Genomic DNA, 18,426 nt, shown 5'->3' with positions numbered 1-18,426 from the left:
GGCGGCTCAGGCCGCCGCCCGGTTCCACTCGGGCAGCGGGAACAGCCGGTCGTAGGCCCAGTTGAAGATCAGCGCGTAGACCATGTAGAAAACCGCGAAGGACAGGTCCATCACGAAGGCCTGCCAGAGCGAGATCGACAGATACCAGGCGATGAAGGGCATCAGCACCACCAGCAGCCCGCATTCGAACAGCACGGCATGGAGCACGCGGACCAGCCCCGACTTGAGCGTCGTGCCGGTGCTGCGGCGCAGCGCCAGGTCGAAGAGGTAGTTGTAGAGCATGTTCCACAGCGTCGCGATCGTCGCGCTGACGATGCCGACGACGCCGATGTCCTGCATCGGCATGTGAAAGGCGGCCGCGCCCAGGGGAACAATCAGCAGCAGGGCGATGATCTCGAAGCTCAGGGCGTGGCGAAGACGGTCTAAAGGAGAGCGCATGGCAACCTCGGTTCCGGTGCCGGGCCGTCCCGGGCTTTGGTCCAAAATGGGGAGGTCGTCCTCGCGGGGGCGATATGGCACGCCCGGCGCGCGTTTTCAAGCGGGAGGGTGGTTCAGCTCTGCCGCAGCAGCCGGAAGGCCTCGGACGCGCCCCAACCGGCGGCAATCGCGATGGCCAGCGACATCAGCCCGTAGAGCAGCGCGTTCTCCTGCGCCATGCCGTAGAGCCAGCGCTCCATGCCCACCTTGTTGACCACGATGACGGTCCGGTAGGACGACACCACCCGCCCCTCGCGGGTCAGGAAGATGCGCGTCTCGTAATCGCCTTCCACCAGGTTCGACGGCAGCTCGATGGCGGTGCGGAACAGCGTCTGCTCGTCCAGCGCCACCTCGCCCTCGAGCTGCTGATACAGCCCCTGGTCCTGGCGGATGCGGATTACCGCATCGGTGAAGCTGGCCGAATCCATGATGTTCATCGGCGCCCCGACCGAGCGGATCACCCGGTCGATGCTGATCTTCTGGCGCAGGTCCTCGACGTCCTTCAGTACTTCCTTCATCGGCCCTGTCGTCGCCACCGCGTAGAAGCTCGGCGCCGAGTCCACCTCCACCGCATCGCGGTTGATCCAGATGCCGTAGGCCTTCTCCTTGCGGCGCACCAGCACCGGCGCCATCGGCCCGGTGACGGTGATCAGCACCTGCAGCGGCGGGCCCTCCGGGATCGGCGTCTCGCGCTTGACCGCGCCGAAGATCAGGATGTCGGAGCCATCGAAGCTGGTGGTGATCGAGACCTTGTCCTTCGACAGGCCCAGCACGACCTCCTCGCTGCCCAGGGCCAGCCCCGGCAGCAGCATCAGGAAAGCCACGAGCAGCGCGCGCATCAGTGTCCTCCCGGCCGGGTGAGGGAATAGAGTTCCGACGGCATCAGCAGCAGCTCCAGCGCCAGCTTGCCGCAGACCAGCAGCACCAGCAGCGCCAGCAGCACCCGCAGCTGCTCGGCCTTGAGGCGCATGGCGAACTGGGTGCCGAACTGCGCCCCGATCACCCCGCCCAGCAGCAGCAGCACGGCGAGCACCGTGTCCACCGTGTGGTTGGTGACGGCGTGCAGCATGGTGGTGAAGGCGGCCACGAAGATGATCTGGAACAGCGAGGTGCCGACCACCACCTTGGTCGGCATCCCCAGCAGGTAGATCATCGCCGGCACCATGATGAAGCCGCCGCCGACCCCCATCACCGCCGCCAGCGCGCCCACCAGCAGGCCGATCAGCAGCGGCGGGAAGACCGAGATGTAAAGGCCCGAGGTGCGGAACCGGATCTTCACCGGCATCGCATAGATCCAGCTCTTGTGCCGCCGCGACGAGGGCTTGCGCGGCCCGATCGGCTGGCGGCTCTTGCGGATGGCGTTCACGCTCTCGATGAACATCAGCAGGCCGACGACGCCGAGAAAGAGCACGTAGCAGAGCCGCACCATCAGATCGACCTGGCCGATGCTCTTGAGATAGTTGAACAGGATGACGCCCAGGCCCGAACCGACGAGGCCCCCCGCCAGCAGCACCATGCCCATCTTGAGATCGACCGTCTTGCGCCTGAAATGCGCGAGGATGGCCGAGAAGGAGGAGGCGACGATCTGGTTGGCCGAGGTCGCCACCGCCACTGCCGGCGGGATGCCCACGAAGAACAGCAGCGGGGTGATGAGGAAGCCGCCGCCGACGCCGAACATCCCCGACAGGATGCCCACCAGCCCTCCCAGCCCCAGAATGAGGAACGCGTTGACCGATACCTCGGCGATGGGAAGGTAGATCTGCATGTTCGTTCCTAGCCCCCGCACTCCGGGCCAATCAATACGTGTTTCGCAACCGCCGCGAACTGGACCGATACCCCGATGGAATCTGGCCACAATCGGGCCGGCTGCCTGTGCCTTACCGCTCCTTCACATAGGGCTCGCCGCCCGCACGCGGGGCGATGGCCTTGCCGACGAAACCGGCCAGGATCACCACCGTCAGCACATAGGGCAGGGCGTCCATGACCTGCACCGGGATGGTGATCTCGCCCAGCCGGATGTTCTGATAGCGCAGCGCGATCGCCTGCAGGACGCCGAAGAGCAGGCAGGCCCACATCGCCTGCCAGGGCCGCCACTTGGCAAAGATCAGCGCCGCCAGCGCGATGAAGCCACGCCCCGCCGTCATCTCCTTGACGAAGCCGGCCTGCAGCGCGGTCGACAGGTAAGCCCCGGCAATGCCGCAGAGCAGCCCGCAGATCGCCACCGCGGCAAAGCGCAGCCCGACAACCGATATGCCGGCGGTATCCACCGCCGCCGGGTTCTCGCCCACCGCCCGCAGCCGCAGCCCGAAACGGGTGCGGTAGAGCACCCACCAGGTCGCCGGCACGGCGGCCACGGCGAGGTAGACCAGGATCGAATGGCCCGAGATCAGCTCGGCATAGACCGGCCCGATCACCGGCACGCCCGCCAGCGCATCGGCAAAGGGCAGGGTCAGCCCGGTGAACCGCGCATCGCCCCCCAGCGAAGGCGTGCGCCCGCCCTGGGCGAACCAGTCCTGCGCCACCAGCACGGTCAGCCCCGAGGCCAGGAAGTTGATCGCCACGCCCGAGATCAGCTGGTTGCCCCGGAAGGTGATCGAGGCGAGGCCGTGCAGCCCCGACAGCACCATCGAGGCGGCAATCCCCGCCAGCAGCCCCAGCCAGACCGAGCCCGTCACCGCCGCCACCGCCGCCGAGAGGAAGGCCGCCGCCAGCATCTTGCCCTCAAGCCCGATGTCGAAGATCCCCGCCCGTTCGGAATAGAGCCCGGCCAGGCAGGCCAGCAGCAGCGGCGTGGCCAGCCGGACGGAACTGTCGAGGATCTGCAGGATGGTCAGGAAATCCATCAGCCCCGCCCCCGCCGCGCCGCCAGGAAGATCCGCTCCAGCGGCGCCCGCACCATGTTGTCCAGCGCCCCGGTGAACAGGATCACCAGCGCCTGGATCACGGTTATCATCTCGCGCGGGATCTTGGTCCAGAGCGCCAGCTCGGCCCCGCCCTGGTAGAGAAAGCCGAAGAGGATCGCCGCCAGGAAAACCCCGAACGGATGGCTGCGCCCCATCAGCGCGACGGCGATGCCGATGAAACCGGCGCCCTCGGTCGCGTTCAGCACCAGCCGCTCTGCCTCGCCCATGACGTTGTTGATCGCCATGCAGCCCGCCAGCGCCCCCGAGATCACCATCGAGATCAGGATGATCCGCACCCCCGAGATCCCGGCATAGCGCGCGCCCGGCTCGGACTGGCCATAGGCGCGGATCTCGTATCCCAACCGCGTGCGCCAGATCAGCGCCCAGACCAGCACGCAGGCGGCAACCGCTACCAGCAGCGAGACATTGGCCGGCGCCGCCTTCGAGAAGTTGATCCCCAGCGGCGCCAGAAGCTCATGCAGCGTCGGCAGGTGCACCGCCTCGGGAAAGCGGGCACTGGCCGGATCCTGCGAGCCCTTGGGCTTCAGCAGGTTCACCAGGATGTAGTTCAGCGCCGAGGCGGCGATGAAGTTGAACATGATCGTGGTGATGACGACATGGCTGCCCCGCTTCGCCTGCAGCCAGGCCGGGATCAGCGCCCATCCCGCGCCGAACAGCCCGCCCGCAAGGATCGCGCCCAGCAGCCCCAGCGACCAATGCGGCCAGGGCACGTAGAGACAGGCCAGCGCCACCCCCAGCCCGCCGATCATCGCCTGCCCCTCGCCGCCGATGTTGAACATCCGCGCATGGAAGGCCACCGCCACCGCCAGCCCTGTGAACATGAAGTTGGTCGCGTAATAGAGCGTGTAGCCCCAGGCATAGGTCGACCCCAGCGCGCCCTCGACCATCATCTTGACGGCCGCCACCGGATCCTCGCCGATCGCCAGGATCACCAGCGCCGAGAGGATCGCGGCCAGCAGCAGCGAGATCAGCGGCACGAGGATCACCTCGGCCCATTTCGGCATCACGTCCACGTCGCGCCCCCCGGACCCGGTGCGCGCCGCGCCCCTGATTTCTCTTCTTTCCAAATACCTCCGGGGGAGTCGCGCCGCAGGCGCGGCGGGGGCGGCGCCCCCAGGGATCGGATCGCGCAGCGATCCGAGGCCACGACCCCTCCACTCATGCCGCCGCCTCCGACATCCCGGCCATCAGCAGCCCCAGCTCGGTCTCGTCGGTCTGCCCCGGCAGCCGCTCGCCCATGATCCGCCCGTCGAACATCACCGCGATGCGGTCGCTCAGCGACAGGATCTCGTCCAGCTCGACCGAGACCAGCAGCACCGCCGCCCCGGCGTCGCGCAGCGCCACGATCTGCTTGTGGATGAACTCGATCGCGCCGATGTCCACGCCCCGCGTCGGCTGCCCCACCAGCAGCAGCGCGGGGTTCTGCTCGATCTCGCGGGCCACCACGATCTTCTGCTGGTTGCCGCCCGAGAAATTCTTGGCGGCCAGCCAGGGGTCCGGCGGGCGCACGTCGAAGCGCTCCATCTTGGCGGCGGTGTCCTCGCGCAGGGCGCGGTTGTTCATGAACATGCCGGAACGATAGCGCGCATCGTCGTGATAGCCGAAGGCGACATTCTCCCAGGCGTGAAAGCCCATGATCAGCCCCTCGCGCTGGCGGTCCTCCGGGACATGGGCGATGCCCATGGCCCTGCGCGCCTTGCCGTCGGCGCCGGGGTCCATGACCTGGCCCCGCATCCGCAGCACCCCGCGGCCCGAGCGCATCCCGCCCAGCACCTCCAGCAGTTCCGACTGGCCGTTGCCCGCCACCCCGGCAATGCCCAGGATCTCGCCGGCGCGCACGTTCAGCGAGATGCCCTTGACCCGCTCGACCCCGGCCTCGTCGACCACCCGCAGGTTCTCGACCTCCAGCACCGGCGCGCCGGGCTTCGCCGGCGCCTTGTCGACGCGCAGCAGCACCTTGCGGCCCACCATCAGCTCGGCCAGCTGTTCGGGCGAGGTCTCGGCGGTCTTCACCGTCGCGGTCATCTCGCCGCGCCGCATCACGCTCACCGTGTCGGTGATCTCCATGATCTCGCGCAGCTTGTGGGTGATGAGGATGATCGTCTTGCCCTCGGCGCGCAGCCGTCCGAGGACGCGGAACAGCTGGTCGGCCTCGGCGGGGGTCAGAACGCCGGTCGGTTCGTCCAGGATCAGGATCTCGGCGCGCCGATACAGCGCCTTCAGGATCTCGACCCGCTGCTGCTTGCCGACGCCGATCTCCTCGATCACCGCGTCCGGGTCGACGTTCAGCCCGTATTCCCTTTCCAGCTGCACCAGCTCGGTGCGCGCCTTGGCCATCGAGCGGTTGAGCAGCGCGCCGTCCTCGGCGCCCAGGATGATGTTCTCCAGCACGGTGAAGTTCTCGACCAGCTTGAAATGCTGGAACACCATGCCGATGCCGGCACTGATCGCCGCCTGGCTGTCGGGGATCTCGGTCTTCCTGCCCTTGATGAAGATCTCGCCCCGGTCGGCCTTGTAGAAGCCGTAGAGAATGCTCATCAGCGTGGACTTGCCCGCGCCGTTCTCGCCGATGATGCCGTGGATGGTGCCGGGCATCACGCGGATCGAGATGTCCCTGTTGGCCTGCACCGGGCCGAAGGCCTTGGAGATGCCCTTCAGTTCGATGGCCGGAGCGGCGGTCTCCCGCCGCTCCGAAAGGGTTGCCCCGGTCATGCTCAGAAGCTCAGCGCCGGGCAGCTGTCGTTGGTGTAATAGCTTTCGACCTTGAGCGAGCCGTCGATGATCTTGGCCTTGGCCTCCTCGACCTTGGTCTTCATCTCGTCGGTGACCAGCGCGGCGTTGTTCTCGTCCATCGCATAGCCGACGCCATCCTCCTTGAGGCCCATGGTGAAGACGCCGGTCTCGACGTTCTCGCCCGCCGTCATTGCCTCGTAGACGGCGACATCGACGCGCTTGAGCATCGAGGTCAGGACCTTGCCGGGGTGCAGGTGGTTCTGGTTGCTGTCGACGCCGATCGACAGGATGCCCTCGTCGGCGGCGGTCTGCAGCACGCCGACGCCGGTGCCGCCCGCGGCGGCATAGATCACATCCGCGCCCTGGCTGATCTGCGCCTTGGTCAGCTCCGAGCCCTTCACCGGGTCATTCCAGGCCGCCGGCGTGGTGCCGGTCATGTTGGCGACGATCTTGACGTCCGGGTTCACCGCCTTGGCGCCCTGGGCATAGCCGCAGCCGAAATGGCGGATCAGCGGCACGTCCATGCCCCCGATGAAGCCGACGGTGCCGGTCTTCGAGGCCATCGCCGCCAGCATCCCGACCAGGTAGCTGCCCTCATGCTCGGCAAAGCTGACCTGGCGCACGTTCGGCAGGTCCAGCCAGTTGACGTCGATGACCACGAATTTGGTGTCGGGATAATCGGGCGCCACCGCGCTCAGCGGGTCGGCCATGGCAAAGCCCATGGTGACGATCGGATTGGCGCCGCTCTCGGCGAAACGGCGCAGGGCCTGCTCGCGCTGGGCCTCCGACTGCATCTCGATCTCGCGGTAGGTGCCGCCGGTTTCCTTGGCCCATTTCTCGGCGCCGTTGAAGGCGGCCTCGTTGAACGACTTGTCGAACTTGCCGCCCAGGTCGAAGATCAGGGCCGGTTCGGCCATCGCGGCGCCAGCGGCAAGCGCAAGGCCGGCGGCGGCTCCGAGGAGCGTTTTCATCATGGTCATGTCGGTCTCCCGTTGTTGTCGTTGGCCGGGCGCGGGCGGCAGGTCGCCACCGGCCCGGTCGGTTGCGCCCCTGCGGGCGTATTGCACCGATTAAGGCCGCAGCAACCCCTTGGGGTCAACCGGATTCTGTCGCGCCGGAAGGTCAGGCGCCCGCTTGCCCGTGCGTCAGCGGGCGGCTCATCAGAAGGGCATCGGCAGGCGGTGCGCCACGCCGCTCGTAATAGCCCTTGCGGCGCCCGTCCTCGCGGTAGCCGCAGGAGAGGTAGAGCGCCTGCGCCGCCCCGTTGTCCGCCGCCACCTCCAGCAGCGCGCGGGTCGCGCCCATCGCGGCGGCCTGCGCCTGCCAGTCCTCCATCAGCCGCCGGGCGAGGCCCTGGCGGCGATGCTCGGGATGGGTGGCGATGGTCAGCAGCTCGGCCTCGTCGAACAGCACCCGGACCAGGGCGAAGGCACGGGCATCGCCGGTGACGAACACCCCCTTCGCCCCCATCAGCCCGGCGAATTCCGTCGCGCTCCAGGGCCGGTCGTCATAGGCGGCCCGATGCAGCCGCGCCATCTCCTCGGGCGTCATCAATCGAGCAGCACCGGAGGCCGGTCCGACGAAGGCGCGGCATCGGCGGGCCGGATGTAGAGCGGGGCAGGGGCCGGCGCCGCCGCCGGCCAGCGCACCGCCGCCAGCCGCGCGATCGCCTCGGCCAGCGCCTGCGGGTCGGGCTCCGGCGGCAGGTCCTCGGGCCGCTCGACCAGTTCCGCCGCCGCGCCGGAGAGCGAGAGATAGACCTGCTCGCGCGGGGCAGGGACGCCCACTGCACCCGTCACGCCCAGGGCCTCGCGCCGCGCGGCAAACCCGTCGATGCCATAGGCCGGCACGCCCAGCCCCAGCGCCAGCCCCCGCGCCGCCGAGACCGAGATGCGGATGCCGGTGAAATTGCCCGGCCCAATCCCGACCGCGATGGCGTCGAGACCCTTCCAGTCCGTGCCACCCTCGGCCAGCACCTCCTCGAGCAGGCCCATCAGCCGCTCGGCCTGCCCCTTGCTCATCGCCTCGGCCCGCGCGGCCTGGATGCGCCCGCCGCGCAGCAAAGCGGCCGCGCAATGCGCGGCCGATGTGTCGAAGGCGAGAATGGCAGGGCTGTCGCTCATCCGGTGTCGATCCGCGTGGAGGCGCAGGTTTCAGGATTTGTCCCGCCCGGCGGCACGCCGGGCAGCGCCTGCCTGCCCCCCGGCAGGCGCTTTCAACGTCTCAACAGGCGACAGCGTCGCAAGCCGGGCGAGCGGCCCGCTGCCGAAGCCGTCGCGCACCGGCGCCCGCCCAGGCAGGCGCTGCCCGGCGCGCCTCAGACGGCAACCGGCCGCACCTCGGTCACTTCCGGGATGTAATGGCGCAGCAGGTTCTCGATGCCCATCTTCAGCGTCAGCGTCGACGAGGGGCAGCCGGCGCAGGCGCCCTGCATGTGCAGATAGACCACGCCCCGGTCGAAGCCGTGGAAGGTGATGTCGCCGCCATCCTGCGCCACGGCGGGCCGCACGCGGGTGTCCAGCAGCTGCTTGATCTGGCCGACGATCTCCGAGTCCTCGCCGGAATGCTCGGCATGGCCAGAGTCCATCTTCTGGCCTTCGCCCATCACCGGGGCGCCCGACTGGTAATGCTCCATCACCGCGCCGAGGATCGCCGGCTTGATGTGGTCCCACTCGACCGCGTCGGCCTTGGTCACGGTCACGAAGTCATTGCCGAAGAACACGGCCTCGACCCCGTCCACCGCGAAGATGCGCGCCGCCAGCGGCGACTTGGCGCCCGCCTCGGATGTCGGGAAATCGGCGGTGCCGACCTCCAGCACGGTCTGGCCGGGCAGGAATTTCAGCGTTGCCGGGTTCGGCGTGGATTCGGTCTGGATGAACATGATCGGGTTCCCTACGGTTCCACTCGGATATGCGCCTCGCGGGCGGGCAAGTCAAGGATTGGAACCATTCTAATCTGGTCGCGCGGCCGAAGCGAGCCGACAGGGGAGGGAAGAATGGAGACCACAACGACACGGGCGCGGCGCCTTCTCGCGGCGCGCGACAGCGGCGCCACGCTGCCGCCGCTGACCGATGCCGACCCCGGCTTCGACCTCGCTGCCGGCACCGCCGTCTCGGCCGAGATCACCCGCCTGCGCGCCGACAGGGGCGAGCGCATGGTCGGCCGCAAGATCGGCTTCACCAACCGCCGCCTCTGGGAGGAATACGGCGTGCACGCGCCGATCTGGGGGCCGGTCTGGGACAGCACCTGCCATGACGCCGCCGCGCCGCTGCCGCTGGATGGTCTGAACGAACCCAAGATCGAACCCGAGATCATCTTCCGCATCGGCGCCACCCCGCGCCCCGGCCTGGCGCCCGAGGCGCTGCTGGCCTGCCTCTCGGGCCTGGCTTTCGGCTTCGAGGTGGTCACCTCGCCCTTTCCCGGCTGGCGCTTCCGTCCGGCCGATACGGTGGCCTGCGGCGCGCTGCACGGGGCGCTGCTGCCGGGGGGCTTCCACCCGGTCGCGCCGCTGGCCCGCCAGCTCGACGGCTTCCGCGTCACGCTCTGGTGCAACGGCGCGGTGGCCGGGCACGGCGACAGTTCCGACGTGATGACGCATGGCCCGCTGGCCGCGCTCGCCCACCTGGTGGAGCTGCTCGCCGAGGAGGGCAGCCCGCCGCTGGCGCCGGGCGAGATGGTCTCCACCGGCTCGCTCACCCGCGCCTTCGACGTCGCGCCTGGGCAGGTCTGGCGCGCCGAACTCGACGGCCTCGACCTGCCGCCCGCCGAGGCGCGCTTTGCCTGAGGTCAGGTGATCGCTTCCAGCTTTTCCTTGGAGATGTCGCCGGGCACGATGGTAATCGGGATCGGCAGCGAGCCCGAGGACCGGCTCATCTGGGTGACCAGCGGGCCGGGGCCCTTCTTGTCGGTCCCGGCGCCCAGCACCAGCACGCCGATCTCCGGGTCATCCCGGATCTGGCCGAGGATCTCGGTCACCGGGTCGCCCTCGCGGATCACCAGTTCCGGGTCGACCCCCTGCCGGTCGCGCATCCACTTGGCGAAGACCTCGAAATGCGCGGTGATGCGCTCCCGCGCCTCCTCGCGCATGATGTCGCCGACGCCGATCCAGTGGTTGAACTCCTCGGGCAGGATCACCGCCAGGATGGCAACGCCGCCCCCGGTATGCGACGCGCGCATCGCCGCAAAGCGCATCGCGTTGAGGCATTCGCGGCTGTCATCCAGAACCACGAGGAACTTGCGCATGATGGTCTCCCTTGTCCGGCGGGATCATGGCGCAAGGGCCGGGGCCGCGCAATAGAGAGGCGCAGCCGAGACTTTCGGCGCCAAAAGGGCGCCCCCCGCACCGCTTCCACCAGGCGCACCGCCAGACAGGCGCGCCGCCCTCCCTGGCTTCTCTTCTTCAAAAATACTCAAGGAATTCCCGTCCTCACCGCCAGCGCACCGCCACTCGTAAAGCGCCCCCGCACCCCTCCCTCCAGGCGCACCGCCAGGCAGGCGCGCCGCCCCCCAGGCTTCTCTTCTTCAAAAATACTCAAAGAAAATCCCGACCTCACAGCCGGCGCACCGCCAGCCGGAACGCGCGCCCGCCCAGCCAGCCTGCCAGCGCCAGCAGGGCCTGGAGCGCCGTCGCCCAGATCAGCAGCGCCGCCGTCAGCGCGAGGTCGGAGAGCCGCACCAGCGCGCGGAAGACCCGGTTCTTGCCCAGCACCTCGAACAGGCCGCGCGTCCTCGGTCCCGCCACCTCCGAGACCTTGGCCAGCCGCGCCGCGTCCTCGGCGCTGTCGACGTGGCGCAGCAGCAGCACGCCGTCGCCGACCGAGGTATTGCCGGCCACGCGGGCCAGGTCGCCGGCAACGCCTTCGATCCGGGCCAGCTTCGCGGTGTCGACCACCTCGTCGAGCCGCGCCGCCCCGCGCGCATAGGGCAGCAGCAGCGCCGGCTTCAGATCGACATCGGCGAGCCGTGTCAGCAGCCGCAGGAACTCCGGCGTCACCGTGCCGAGCCGCCGACCCACGCGCAGCACCGTCGCCCCCGCCTTCACCGTGGTCGAGGTGCCGCCCGAGACCAGGATCGCCGCCGTCGCGCCAAGGCCGACCACGGCAAGCGTCACCTCCAGCCGGTCGACTTCCTCGCCCTCAAGCATGGCCATGCCGGCGCGGCGCAGGGCATTGGCGTCGCCCAGCGGCGTCAGTTCGAAGGGCATCCCGCAGGCCATCATGTGGGAAACCGAGGGGCAGGCGGCGATATCGGCCATGCAGAGGCCGCAGGTCCCGGCCTGGGCGAGCCAGCCGCTCCGCTCGGCCTTCAGCGCCGCCACCCGCTCCGCCTCGGGCAGCGCCAGCCCGACATCGCCGGCCACCAGTTCCAGCGTCTCGACACGGTCGAGATCGCCGGCCTCCAGCGCCGCCGCCATCTCCGTTTCGAGCCAGGCAGGGTTGACCCGTGCGGTAAGCGCCCGGTTCAGGGCGCGCTCGGCCTGCACGGCCGTGGCCTGCACCAGCGGCTCGGCGAAGGGGCTCTGGGCCAGGGCCCAGAGCGTGAGCCCCAGCGACGCCGCGAAGGGCGTCAGCCGGAGCAGCCGTCCGATCACCTATTCCGCCGCGTCGGCATAGGCCTCCATCGGCGGGCAGGTGCAGGTCAGGTTGCGGTCGCCCCAGACGTTGTCGACGCGGTTGACCGGCGGCCAGTATTTGTCGACCCGGAAGGCCCCCGGCGGGAAGCAGCCCTGTTCGCGGCTATAGGGCCGGTCCCAGTCGCGCACGAGGTCTTCCATCGTGTGCGGCGCGTTCTTCAGCGGGTTGTTGGCCTTGTCGATCTTGCCTTCCTCGATCTCGCGGATCTCCTCGCGGATCGCCAGCATGGCGGTGCAGAAGCGGTCGAGTTCGGCCTTGGTCTCGCTCTCGGTCGGCTCGATCATCAGCGTGCCCGCCACCGGCCAGCTCATCGTCGGCGCGTGGAAGCCGTTGTCGATCAGACGCTTGGCGATATCGTCCACCGTCACCCCGGCGCTTTCGGCGAAGGGGCGGGTGTCGATGATGCACTCATGCGCGACCCGGCCCTGCTTGCCGCGGTAGAGCACCTTGTAGGCTCCCTCCAGCCGCCGCGCGATGTAATTGGCGTTCAGGATCGCCACACGCGTCGCCTGGGTCAGCCCCTCGCCGCCCATCATCAGGCAATAGGCCCAGCTGATCGGCAGCAACGAGGGCGACCCGAAGGGCGCCGAGGAGACCGGCCCCTCGGTGCCGCCGGTCTCGGGGTGGCCCGGCAGGTGCGGCACCAGGTGCGGCTTCACGCCGATCGGTCCCATGCCGGGGCCGCCGCCGCCATGCGGGATGCAGAAGGTCTTGTGCAGGTTCAGGTGGGACACGTCGCCACCCAGGTCGCCCGGCCGCGCCAGCCCGACCATCGCGTTCATGTTGGCGCCGTCGATATAGACCTGGCCGCCGTGGGCATGGGTGATGTCGCAGACCTCCTTCACCGTCTCCTCGAAGACGCCATGCGTCGAGGGATAGGTGATCATGCAGCCCGCCAGCGTCTCGGCGTATTGCTCGGCCTTGGCGCGGAAGTCCTCGAGGTCGATGTCGCCGTTCTCGGTCGACTTCACCGGCACCACCTTCCAGCCGACCATCTGCGCCGAGGCCGGGTTGGTGCCATGCGCGCTGGTCGGGATCAGGCAGACGTTGCGATGCCCGTTGCCCTGCGCCTCGTGCCAGGCGGCGATGGTCAGCAGCCCGGCATATTCCCCCTGCGCGCCCGAGTTCGGCTGCATCGAGATCGCCGCATAGCCGGTGATGTCGCAGAGCTTCTGGCTCAGGTCGCCGATCAGCTCGGCATAGCCTTCGGCCTGGTCGGCCGGAACGAAGGGGTGCAGCTGGCCGAACTCGGGCCAGGTCACCGGCATCATCTCGGCGGCCGAGTTCAGCTTCATCGTGCAGGACCCCAGCGGAATCATCGCCCGGTCCAGCGCCAGGTCGCGGTCGGCGAGGCGGCGCATGTAGCGCATCATCTCGGTCTCGGCCCGGTTCATGTGGAAGATCGGGTGGGTCAGATAAGCCGATTGCCGCAGCAACCCGTCGGGCAGGCGGTAGTCGGGCGTGAAATCCTTGTCCTCCAGGATGATCCCGAAGGCGCGCCAGACCGCCTCGATCGTCGCGGGGCGGGTCAGCTCGTCGAGCGTGATGCCCACCTTGGTCTCGCCCACGCGGCGCAGGTTCACGCCCTCGCGCACCGCCGAGAGCAGCACGCCCTGCTGCAGCAGGCCCACGTCCACAGTGATGGTGTCGAAGAATTCCTTCGGCTCGACCTTGAAGCCCGCCGCCTCCAGCCCGCGCGCCAGCCTCACGGTCTTGCGGTGGATGCGCTGGGCGATGGCGCGCAGCCCCTCGGGGCCGTGGAAGACGGCATAGAACGAGGCCATCACCGCCAGCAGCGCCTGCGCGGTGCAGACGTTCGAGGTCGCCTTCTCGCGGCGGATGTGCTGTTCGCGGGTCTGCAGCGACAGGCGATAGGCGCGGTTGCCGTGGCTGTCGATGCTGACGCCGACCAGACGGCCCGGCATGGAGCGCGCATACTGCTGCTTGGTCGCCATATAGGCCGCGTGCGGCCCGCCATAGCCCATCGGCACGCCGAACCGCTGGGTGCTGCCAACGGCAATGTCGGCCCCCATCGCGCCCGGCTCCTTCAGCAGGCAGAGCGCCAGCGGATCGGCCGAGACCACGCCCACCGCGCCCGCGGCGTGCAGCGCCGCGATCTCGTCGGTGAAGTCGCGCAGGTGGCCGTGGGTGCCCGGATACTGGAAGATCGCGCCAAAGACCTTGCTCGCGTCAAGGTCATCCGGCGCGCCGACAATCACCTCGATCCCCAGCGGCTTTGCCCGCGTCCGGATCACCGCGATGTTCTGCGGGTGGCAGTTCTCGTCGACGAAGAAGGCGTTGGCCTTCGACTTGGCGACCCGCTGCGCCATGGTCATCGCTTCGGCGCAGGCGGTGCCTTCGTCGAGCAGCGAGGCATTGGCGATTTCCAGCCCGGTCAGGTCGCTGACCATGGTCTGGTAGTTCAGCAGGGCTTCGAGGCGGCCCTGCGAAATCTCGGGCTGATAGGGCGTATAGGCGGTGTACCAGGCCGGGTTCTCCAGGATGTTGCGCTGGATCGCCGGCGGCGTGACCGTGCCGTGATAGCCCTGGCCGATCAGCGAGGTCAGAACCTTGTTCTTCTTGGCCACCTGCGCCATGTGCCACAGCAGTTCGCGCTCGGACTTGGGCTTGCCGAAGTCCAGCGGCTCCACCTGCCGGATCGAGGCGGGCACCGTCTCGTCGATCAGCTGGTCGAGATCGCGCACCCCCAGCACCGCGAACATGTCCTCCATCTCGGCCGGCGAGGGGCCGATGTGGCGGCGGTTGGCGAAATCATAGGGCAGATAGTCGGTAGGGGTATAGGTCATGATCCGATCCCAGTTCAGCGGTCGCTTGGCGCCGGTGCGGTCTTGCGACCTCCGGCAGGCTTGAAAATCACGGGCGCCCCAGAGGCGCTTCGAGATGACGCGCGAGGTTGGCGAGCGAGGCATTCAGCCCCGCCGCGTGATCCTCGGCGCTTATCCCCGGTGGCACGTTCTCGGCGGTGACGGTGACGCGCGTGCCCGCGCCCTCGGGGACAATGTCCCAGGTCATCCGCATGGTGCCGGAATAGGCCGGGTCGTCGCTGACGAAATCCATGTCCTGCACGACCCGCCGTCCCGGCTCCAGGGCCACGAAACGGCCGCGCACCACGTCCCGGTCCGCGCCGCTCTTGGCATTGGTTGGATCCGCCCCGACGTAGGTGAGCACCATCTCGACGGCGCCGCCCGGCCGCGGCTCCAGCCGCTGCACTTCCAGCGCCATCCCGTCGGGGGGCAGCCACTCCGCCAGCGCGCCCGGATCGAGCTGCGCCGCATAGGCCGCCGCCGCCGGGGCCGCCACAAGGCGGCTTGCGCTGTCGGTGCGCCCGGTCATTCGCCGATGAAATCCTTGTAGGCGGCGTCGTCCATGTAGTCCTTCATCGGCGACAGGTCCGCCGGCTTGATCTTGAAGAACCAGCCGTCGCCCATCGGGTCCTCGTTCACCTTGGCCGGGTTGTCGACCAGCGCCGAGTTCACCTCGACGATTTCGCCGTCGAGCGGCGCGAGGATGTCCGAGGCGGCCTTGACGCTCTCGATCACCACGATCTCGTCGTCCTTGCTGACCTGTGTGCCCTCTTCGGGCAGCTCGACGAAGACGATATCGCCCAGCTGCTCGGCAGCGTATTCGGTGATGCCGACGACGATCAGATCGCCTTCCTCGAGCAGCCACTCGTGTTCCTCGGTGAACTTCATCTGGGATGTCCCTCTCTTTTGACTATCGCTTGAACCCGGCCGCCACGAAGGGCAGCTTTTCCACCACCGCCGGCAGGCGCTTGCCGCGCACTTCGCCGAACAGCCTCGTTCCCGGCGCGGCCAGCCGCGCGGGGACATAGCCCATGGCCACCGGCGCGCCCACCGTCGGCCCGAAGCCGCCCGAGGTGATCCGCCCGACGGCCTGTCCGCCGCTCTCGGCCTCGAACAGTTCGACGCCCTCGCGCATCGGCGCGCGCCCCTCGGGGCGCAGTCCGACGCGCCGCCGCTCGGGGCCATTCTCGATCTGCGCCAGCACCGCCTCGGCGCCGGGGAAGCCGCCGGCGCGCTTGCCGCCCGAACGGCGCACCTTCTGGATCGCCCAGGTCAGCCCGGCCTCGGCCGGCAGCGTGTCGCCGTCGATGTCGTGGCCATAGAGGCAAAGCCCCGCCTCCAGCCGCAGGCTGTCGCGCGCCCCAAGGCCGATCGGCATCACGTCCGGATGCTCCAGCAGTCGGCGCGCCAGCGCCTCGGCGGCGGCCTCGGGCACCGAGATCTCGTAACCGTCCTCGCCGGTATAGCCCGACCGGCTCACCCAGCACTCCGCGCCGTCGATCTCGACCGTGGCCACGTCCATGAAGGTCATGCCCGCCACCGCCGGCGCCAGCGCCGCCAGCACCGCCTCGGCCGCCGGCCCCTGCAGCGCGATCAGCGCGCGGTCGGTCACGGGGGTCACGGTGACACCCTTCAGATGCGCCGTCATATGGGCGATGTCATCGGCCTTGCAGGCCGCGTTCACCACCACGAACAGGTGGTCGCCCCGGTTGGCGAACATCAGGTCATCGAGAATGCCGCCGTCGGGATCGGTGAACAGCCCGTACCGCTGCCGGCCCTCGCCCAGCCCCAGCACATCCATCGGCACCAGCGTCTCGAAGGCCGCCGCAATCTCTTCCCAGGATTTGCCCGAGAGGATCACCTGGCCCATGTGGCTGACATCGAACAGCCCGGCCTTGGCACGCGTGTGCTGGTGCTCGGCCATGATCCCGGCCGGATATTGCACCGGCATGTCATAGCCGGCGAAGGGCACCATCTTGGCCCCCAGTTCAAGGTGAAGCGCGTGCAGCGGCGTCGTCAGCAAGTCGGTCATGACCAATCCAAAGCCAAGCCCGGCATGATTCTCAAGGAAACATTCCGGCATCCCAAATCCCGCGACCTTTCGGTGCGCGGCAGCGATGCCCCCTCTGTCCTTTCGCCTGAGATCGTTATCCCTTCGGCGCCCCTCGCGGGGTCTCTCCAGAGTTCCGATGCGAGATGCGGTCCATTCGCCTGAGAGTTTCCGGGGCGGTTGCTCCTTCGGCACCGGTCTCTCGGCCGGTTCTCCCACATTCGCGCCGCCTCGATAGCAGCGAGGTGGAAACCCGGCAAGCCCCTTCGACGCGAAACGACAGGTCTCGCGTCGAAGGGGCAAGGGCTGCTGCCCGCGGCTCAGATCGCCGCTTCGATCGCCAGCGCCAGCTTGTCGGTCAGCTCGTCCAGCTGCGCGTCCTCGATGATGAAGGGCGGCGCCAGCAGCACGTGGTCGCCGGTCTTGCCGTCGATGGTGCCCGACATCGGGTAACAGATCAGCCCGGCCTCGAAGGCCGCTTTCTTGATCTTGCCCGCCACGCCCTTCCCAGGGTCGAAGGGCGCCTTGGTATCGCGGTCGGCGACCAGTTCGATGCCGCGGAACATGCCCCGCCCGCGGATGTCGCCCACATGCGGGTGCTGGCCGAACCGCTCGGTCAGCTTGCGCATCAAGGTCTCGCCCTGGCGGGCGGCCCGGCCGACCAGCCCGCGCCCCAGCAACGCGCGCACCACCGCCAGCCCCGCCGCCGTCGCCACCGGATGGCCGATATAGGTATGCCCGTGCTGGAAGAAACCCGACCCGGCGGCCAGGGTGTCATAGATATCGGCGGTGCAAAGCATCGCCCCCACCGGCTGGTAGCCCGCGCCCAGCCCCTTGGCGATGCAGAGGATATCCGGCGCCACCCCGTCCTGCTCGCAGGCGAAGAGCGTGCCGGTGCGACCCATGCCGCACATCACCTCGTCGAGGATCAGCAGCACGCCATACTTGTCGCAGATCTCGCGGATTCGCCTGAAATAGCCAGGCGCCGGTGGCACCGCGCCGGCGGTCGCACCGACCACCGGCTCGGCCATGAAGGCCATGACCGTCTCGGGGCCCAGCCGCAGGATCTCGTCCTCCAGCGCCTGGGCGGCGCGCAACCCATAGGCTTCGGCGCTCTCGTCGTCACGGCGCAGGCGGTATTCATAGCAGGGGTCGATGTGCGAGACGTCCAGCAGCAGCGGCCCGAACTGCGCGCGCCGCCATTCGTTGCCCCCCGCGCTCAGCGCGCCGATGGTATTGCCGTGGTAGCTCTGCTTGCGCGCGATCAGCTTGCCGCGCTTGGGCTCGCCCTTCTCGACGAAATATTGCCGTGCCAGCTTGATCGCCGCCTCGGTCGCCTCGGACCCGCCCGAGACGAAATAGACCCGGTCCAGGCCAGCCGGCGCATGTTCGATCAGCAGGTCGGCCAGCGCCTCGGCGGGTTCCGAGGTGAAGAAGCCGGTATGGGCGAAGGCCAGGGTGTCGATCTGCGCCTTGATGGCGGCGGCGACCTCCTTGTCGCCATGCCCCAGGCAACTCACCGCCGCGCCGCCAGATCCGTCGAGATAGCGCTTGCCGGTCGAGTCGATCAGGTAGCAGCCCTCGCCGCCGACGGCGACGGGCGGGTTCAGCTTGGAATGGCGGGGAAAGACGTGGGACATGTGGGGTCTCCTGTGTTGCCGCGGAGACTATGCCTGGTGCGGTGGCATGTTAACCCCAATTTCCACGCAGGCGTCGAGGTCGCATCGGGGGCGCTGCCCCCGCCGCGCCTGCGGCGCGACTCCCCCTGTCTATTCCGGCCTGTG

General features: G+C 68.8%; 18 protein-coding genes and 1 riboswitch. Of the genes, 1 reads left to right on the top strand and 17 read right to left on the bottom strand.

The window, feature by feature from the left end; all coding sequences use genetic code 11:
* Positions 1 to 6: 6 nt before the first annotated feature.
* The 10 genes from IE266_RS19545 to IE266_RS19500 form a co-directional block, all read right to left on the bottom strand.
* Positions 7 to 438, bottom strand: coding sequence for a PACE efflux transporter (locus IE266_RS19545; protein WP_189681807.1), 432 nt, complete (start codon positions 436 to 438; stop codon positions 7 to 9).
* A gap of 113 nt (positions 439 to 551) precedes the next feature.
* Positions 552 to 1,316, bottom strand: coding sequence for a TIGR02186 family protein (locus tag IE266_RS19540; RefSeq protein WP_189681806.1), 765 nt, complete (start codon positions 1,314 to 1,316; stop codon positions 552 to 554).
* On the bottom strand, positions 1,316 to 2,242 hold the full coding sequence (locus IE266_RS19535; RefSeq protein WP_189681805.1) for a sulfite exporter TauE/SafE family protein: 927 nt from the start codon (positions 2,240 to 2,242) through the stop codon (positions 1,316 to 1,318). Before IE266_RS19535 ends, IE266_RS19540 begins: the two co-directional genes overlap by 1 nt.
* Before the next feature lie 112 nt (positions 2,243 to 2,354).
* Entirely contained in the window at positions 2,355 to 3,320 is a 966-nt protein-coding gene (locus IE266_RS19530) for an ABC transporter permease (RefSeq protein WP_189681804.1), read from the bottom strand.
* The gene (locus IE266_RS19525; protein ID WP_189681803.1) at positions 3,320 to 4,414 is read right to left on the bottom strand and encodes an ABC transporter permease; all 1,095 of its coding nucleotides are present in this window, start codon (positions 4,412 to 4,414) and stop codon (positions 3,320 to 3,322) included. The genes IE266_RS19530 and IE266_RS19525 overlap by 1 nt, the downstream gene beginning before the upstream one ends.
* A 145-nt stretch (positions 4,415 to 4,559) precedes the next feature.
* Positions 4,560 to 6,113, bottom strand: coding sequence for an ABC transporter ATP-binding protein (locus IE266_RS19520; protein WP_189681802.1), 1,554 nt, complete (start codon positions 6,111 to 6,113; stop codon positions 4,560 to 4,562).
* Between the two features lie 2 nt (positions 6,114 to 6,115).
* Complete coding sequence (locus tag IE266_RS19515) at positions 6,116 to 7,114, bottom strand: BMP family lipoprotein (RefSeq protein ID WP_189681801.1); 999 nt, start codon at positions 7,112 to 7,114, stop codon at positions 6,116 to 6,118.
* Between the two features lie 142 nt (positions 7,115 to 7,256).
* The gene (locus tag IE266_RS19510) at positions 7,257 to 7,685 is read right to left on the bottom strand and encodes a GNAT family N-acetyltransferase (protein ID WP_229864317.1); all 429 of its coding nucleotides are present in this window, start codon (positions 7,683 to 7,685) and stop codon (positions 7,257 to 7,259) included.
* Positions 7,685 to 8,257 (bottom strand): tRNA (adenosine(37)-N6)-threonylcarbamoyltransferase complex dimerization subunit type 1 TsaB, encoded by a 573-nt coding sequence (tsaB, locus tag IE266_RS19505; RefSeq protein WP_189681800.1) that lies wholly within the window; start codon positions 8,255 to 8,257, stop codon positions 7,685 to 7,687. The genes IE266_RS19510 and tsaB overlap by 1 nt, the downstream gene beginning before the upstream one ends.
* A gap of 194 nt (positions 8,258 to 8,451) precedes the next feature.
* Positions 8,452 to 9,015, bottom strand: a complete 564-nt coding sequence (locus IE266_RS19500; protein WP_189681799.1) for a NifU family protein — start codon at positions 9,013 to 9,015, stop codon at positions 8,452 to 8,454.
* A 114-nt stretch (positions 9,016 to 9,129) separates the two neighbouring features.
* Between IE266_RS19500 and IE266_RS19495 the strand changes: the two genes are divergently transcribed.
* Positions 9,130 to 9,918: a 2-keto-4-pentenoate hydratase gene (locus tag IE266_RS19495; RefSeq protein WP_189681798.1), complete on the top strand. Its 789-nt coding sequence runs from the start codon at positions 9,130 to 9,132 to the stop codon at positions 9,916 to 9,918.
* Positions 9,919 to 9,920: 2 nt separating this feature from the next.
* Here IE266_RS19495 and IE266_RS19490 read toward each other — a convergent pair whose 3' ends face one another.
* The 7 genes from IE266_RS19490 to IE266_RS19460 all read right to left on the bottom strand — a co-directional run bounded on the left by IE266_RS19490 (position 9,921) and on the right by IE266_RS19460 (position 18,282).
* Positions 9,921 to 10,376, bottom strand: coding sequence for a universal stress protein (locus IE266_RS19490; RefSeq protein ID WP_189681797.1), 456 nt, complete (start codon positions 10,374 to 10,376; stop codon positions 9,921 to 9,923).
* A gap of 307 nt (positions 10,377 to 10,683) precedes the next feature.
* Positions 10,684 to 11,724, bottom strand: coding sequence for a hypothetical protein (locus IE266_RS19485; RefSeq protein ID WP_229864306.1), 1,041 nt, complete (start codon positions 11,722 to 11,724; stop codon positions 10,684 to 10,686).
* Positions 11,725 to 14,574 carry an aminomethyl-transferring glycine dehydrogenase gene (gene gcvP / locus IE266_RS19480; RefSeq protein WP_189681796.1) on the bottom strand — a complete coding sequence of 950 codons (2,850 nt, stop codon included), beginning with the start codon at positions 14,572 to 14,574 and terminating at the stop codon, positions 11,725 to 11,727. It lies immediately after the preceding gene.
* A gap of 67 nt (positions 14,575 to 14,641) precedes the next feature.
* Positions 14,642 to 15,121, bottom strand: coding sequence for an SRPBCC domain-containing protein (locus tag IE266_RS19475; protein WP_189681795.1), 480 nt, complete (start codon positions 15,119 to 15,121; stop codon positions 14,642 to 14,644).
* Positions 15,118 to 15,480 carry a glycine cleavage system protein GcvH gene (gene gcvH / locus IE266_RS19470; RefSeq protein WP_189681794.1) on the bottom strand — a complete coding sequence of 121 codons (363 nt, stop codon included), beginning with the start codon at positions 15,478 to 15,480 and terminating at the stop codon, positions 15,118 to 15,120. Before gcvH ends, IE266_RS19475 begins: the two co-directional genes overlap by 4 nt.
* A 22-nt stretch (positions 15,481 to 15,502) precedes the next feature.
* Positions 15,503 to 16,624, bottom strand: a complete 1,122-nt coding sequence (gcvT, locus tag IE266_RS19465; RefSeq protein ID WP_189681793.1) for a glycine cleavage system aminomethyltransferase GcvT — start codon at positions 16,622 to 16,624, stop codon at positions 15,503 to 15,505.
* 157 nt (positions 16,625 to 16,781) lie between these two features.
* Positions 16,782 to 16,870, bottom strand: a riboswitch (glycine riboswitch).
* A 92-nt stretch (positions 16,871 to 16,962) separates the two neighbouring features.
* A complete protein-coding gene (locus tag IE266_RS19460) occupies positions 16,963 to 18,282 on the bottom strand; it encodes an aspartate aminotransferase family protein (protein ID WP_189681792.1) in 1,320 nt (439 codons plus the stop codon).
* Positions 18,283 to 18,426: the final 144 nt, after the last annotated feature.

The sequence above is a fragment of the Seohaeicola zhoushanensis genome, assembly GCF_014656415.1.
Classification (GTDB): Bacteria; Pseudomonadota; Alphaproteobacteria; order Rhodobacterales; family Rhodobacteraceae; genus Seohaeicola_A; species Seohaeicola_A zhoushanensis.
The sequence above is the reverse complement of the archived record's forward strand: the minus strand, read 5'-3'. Positions and strand labels throughout refer to the sequence as shown.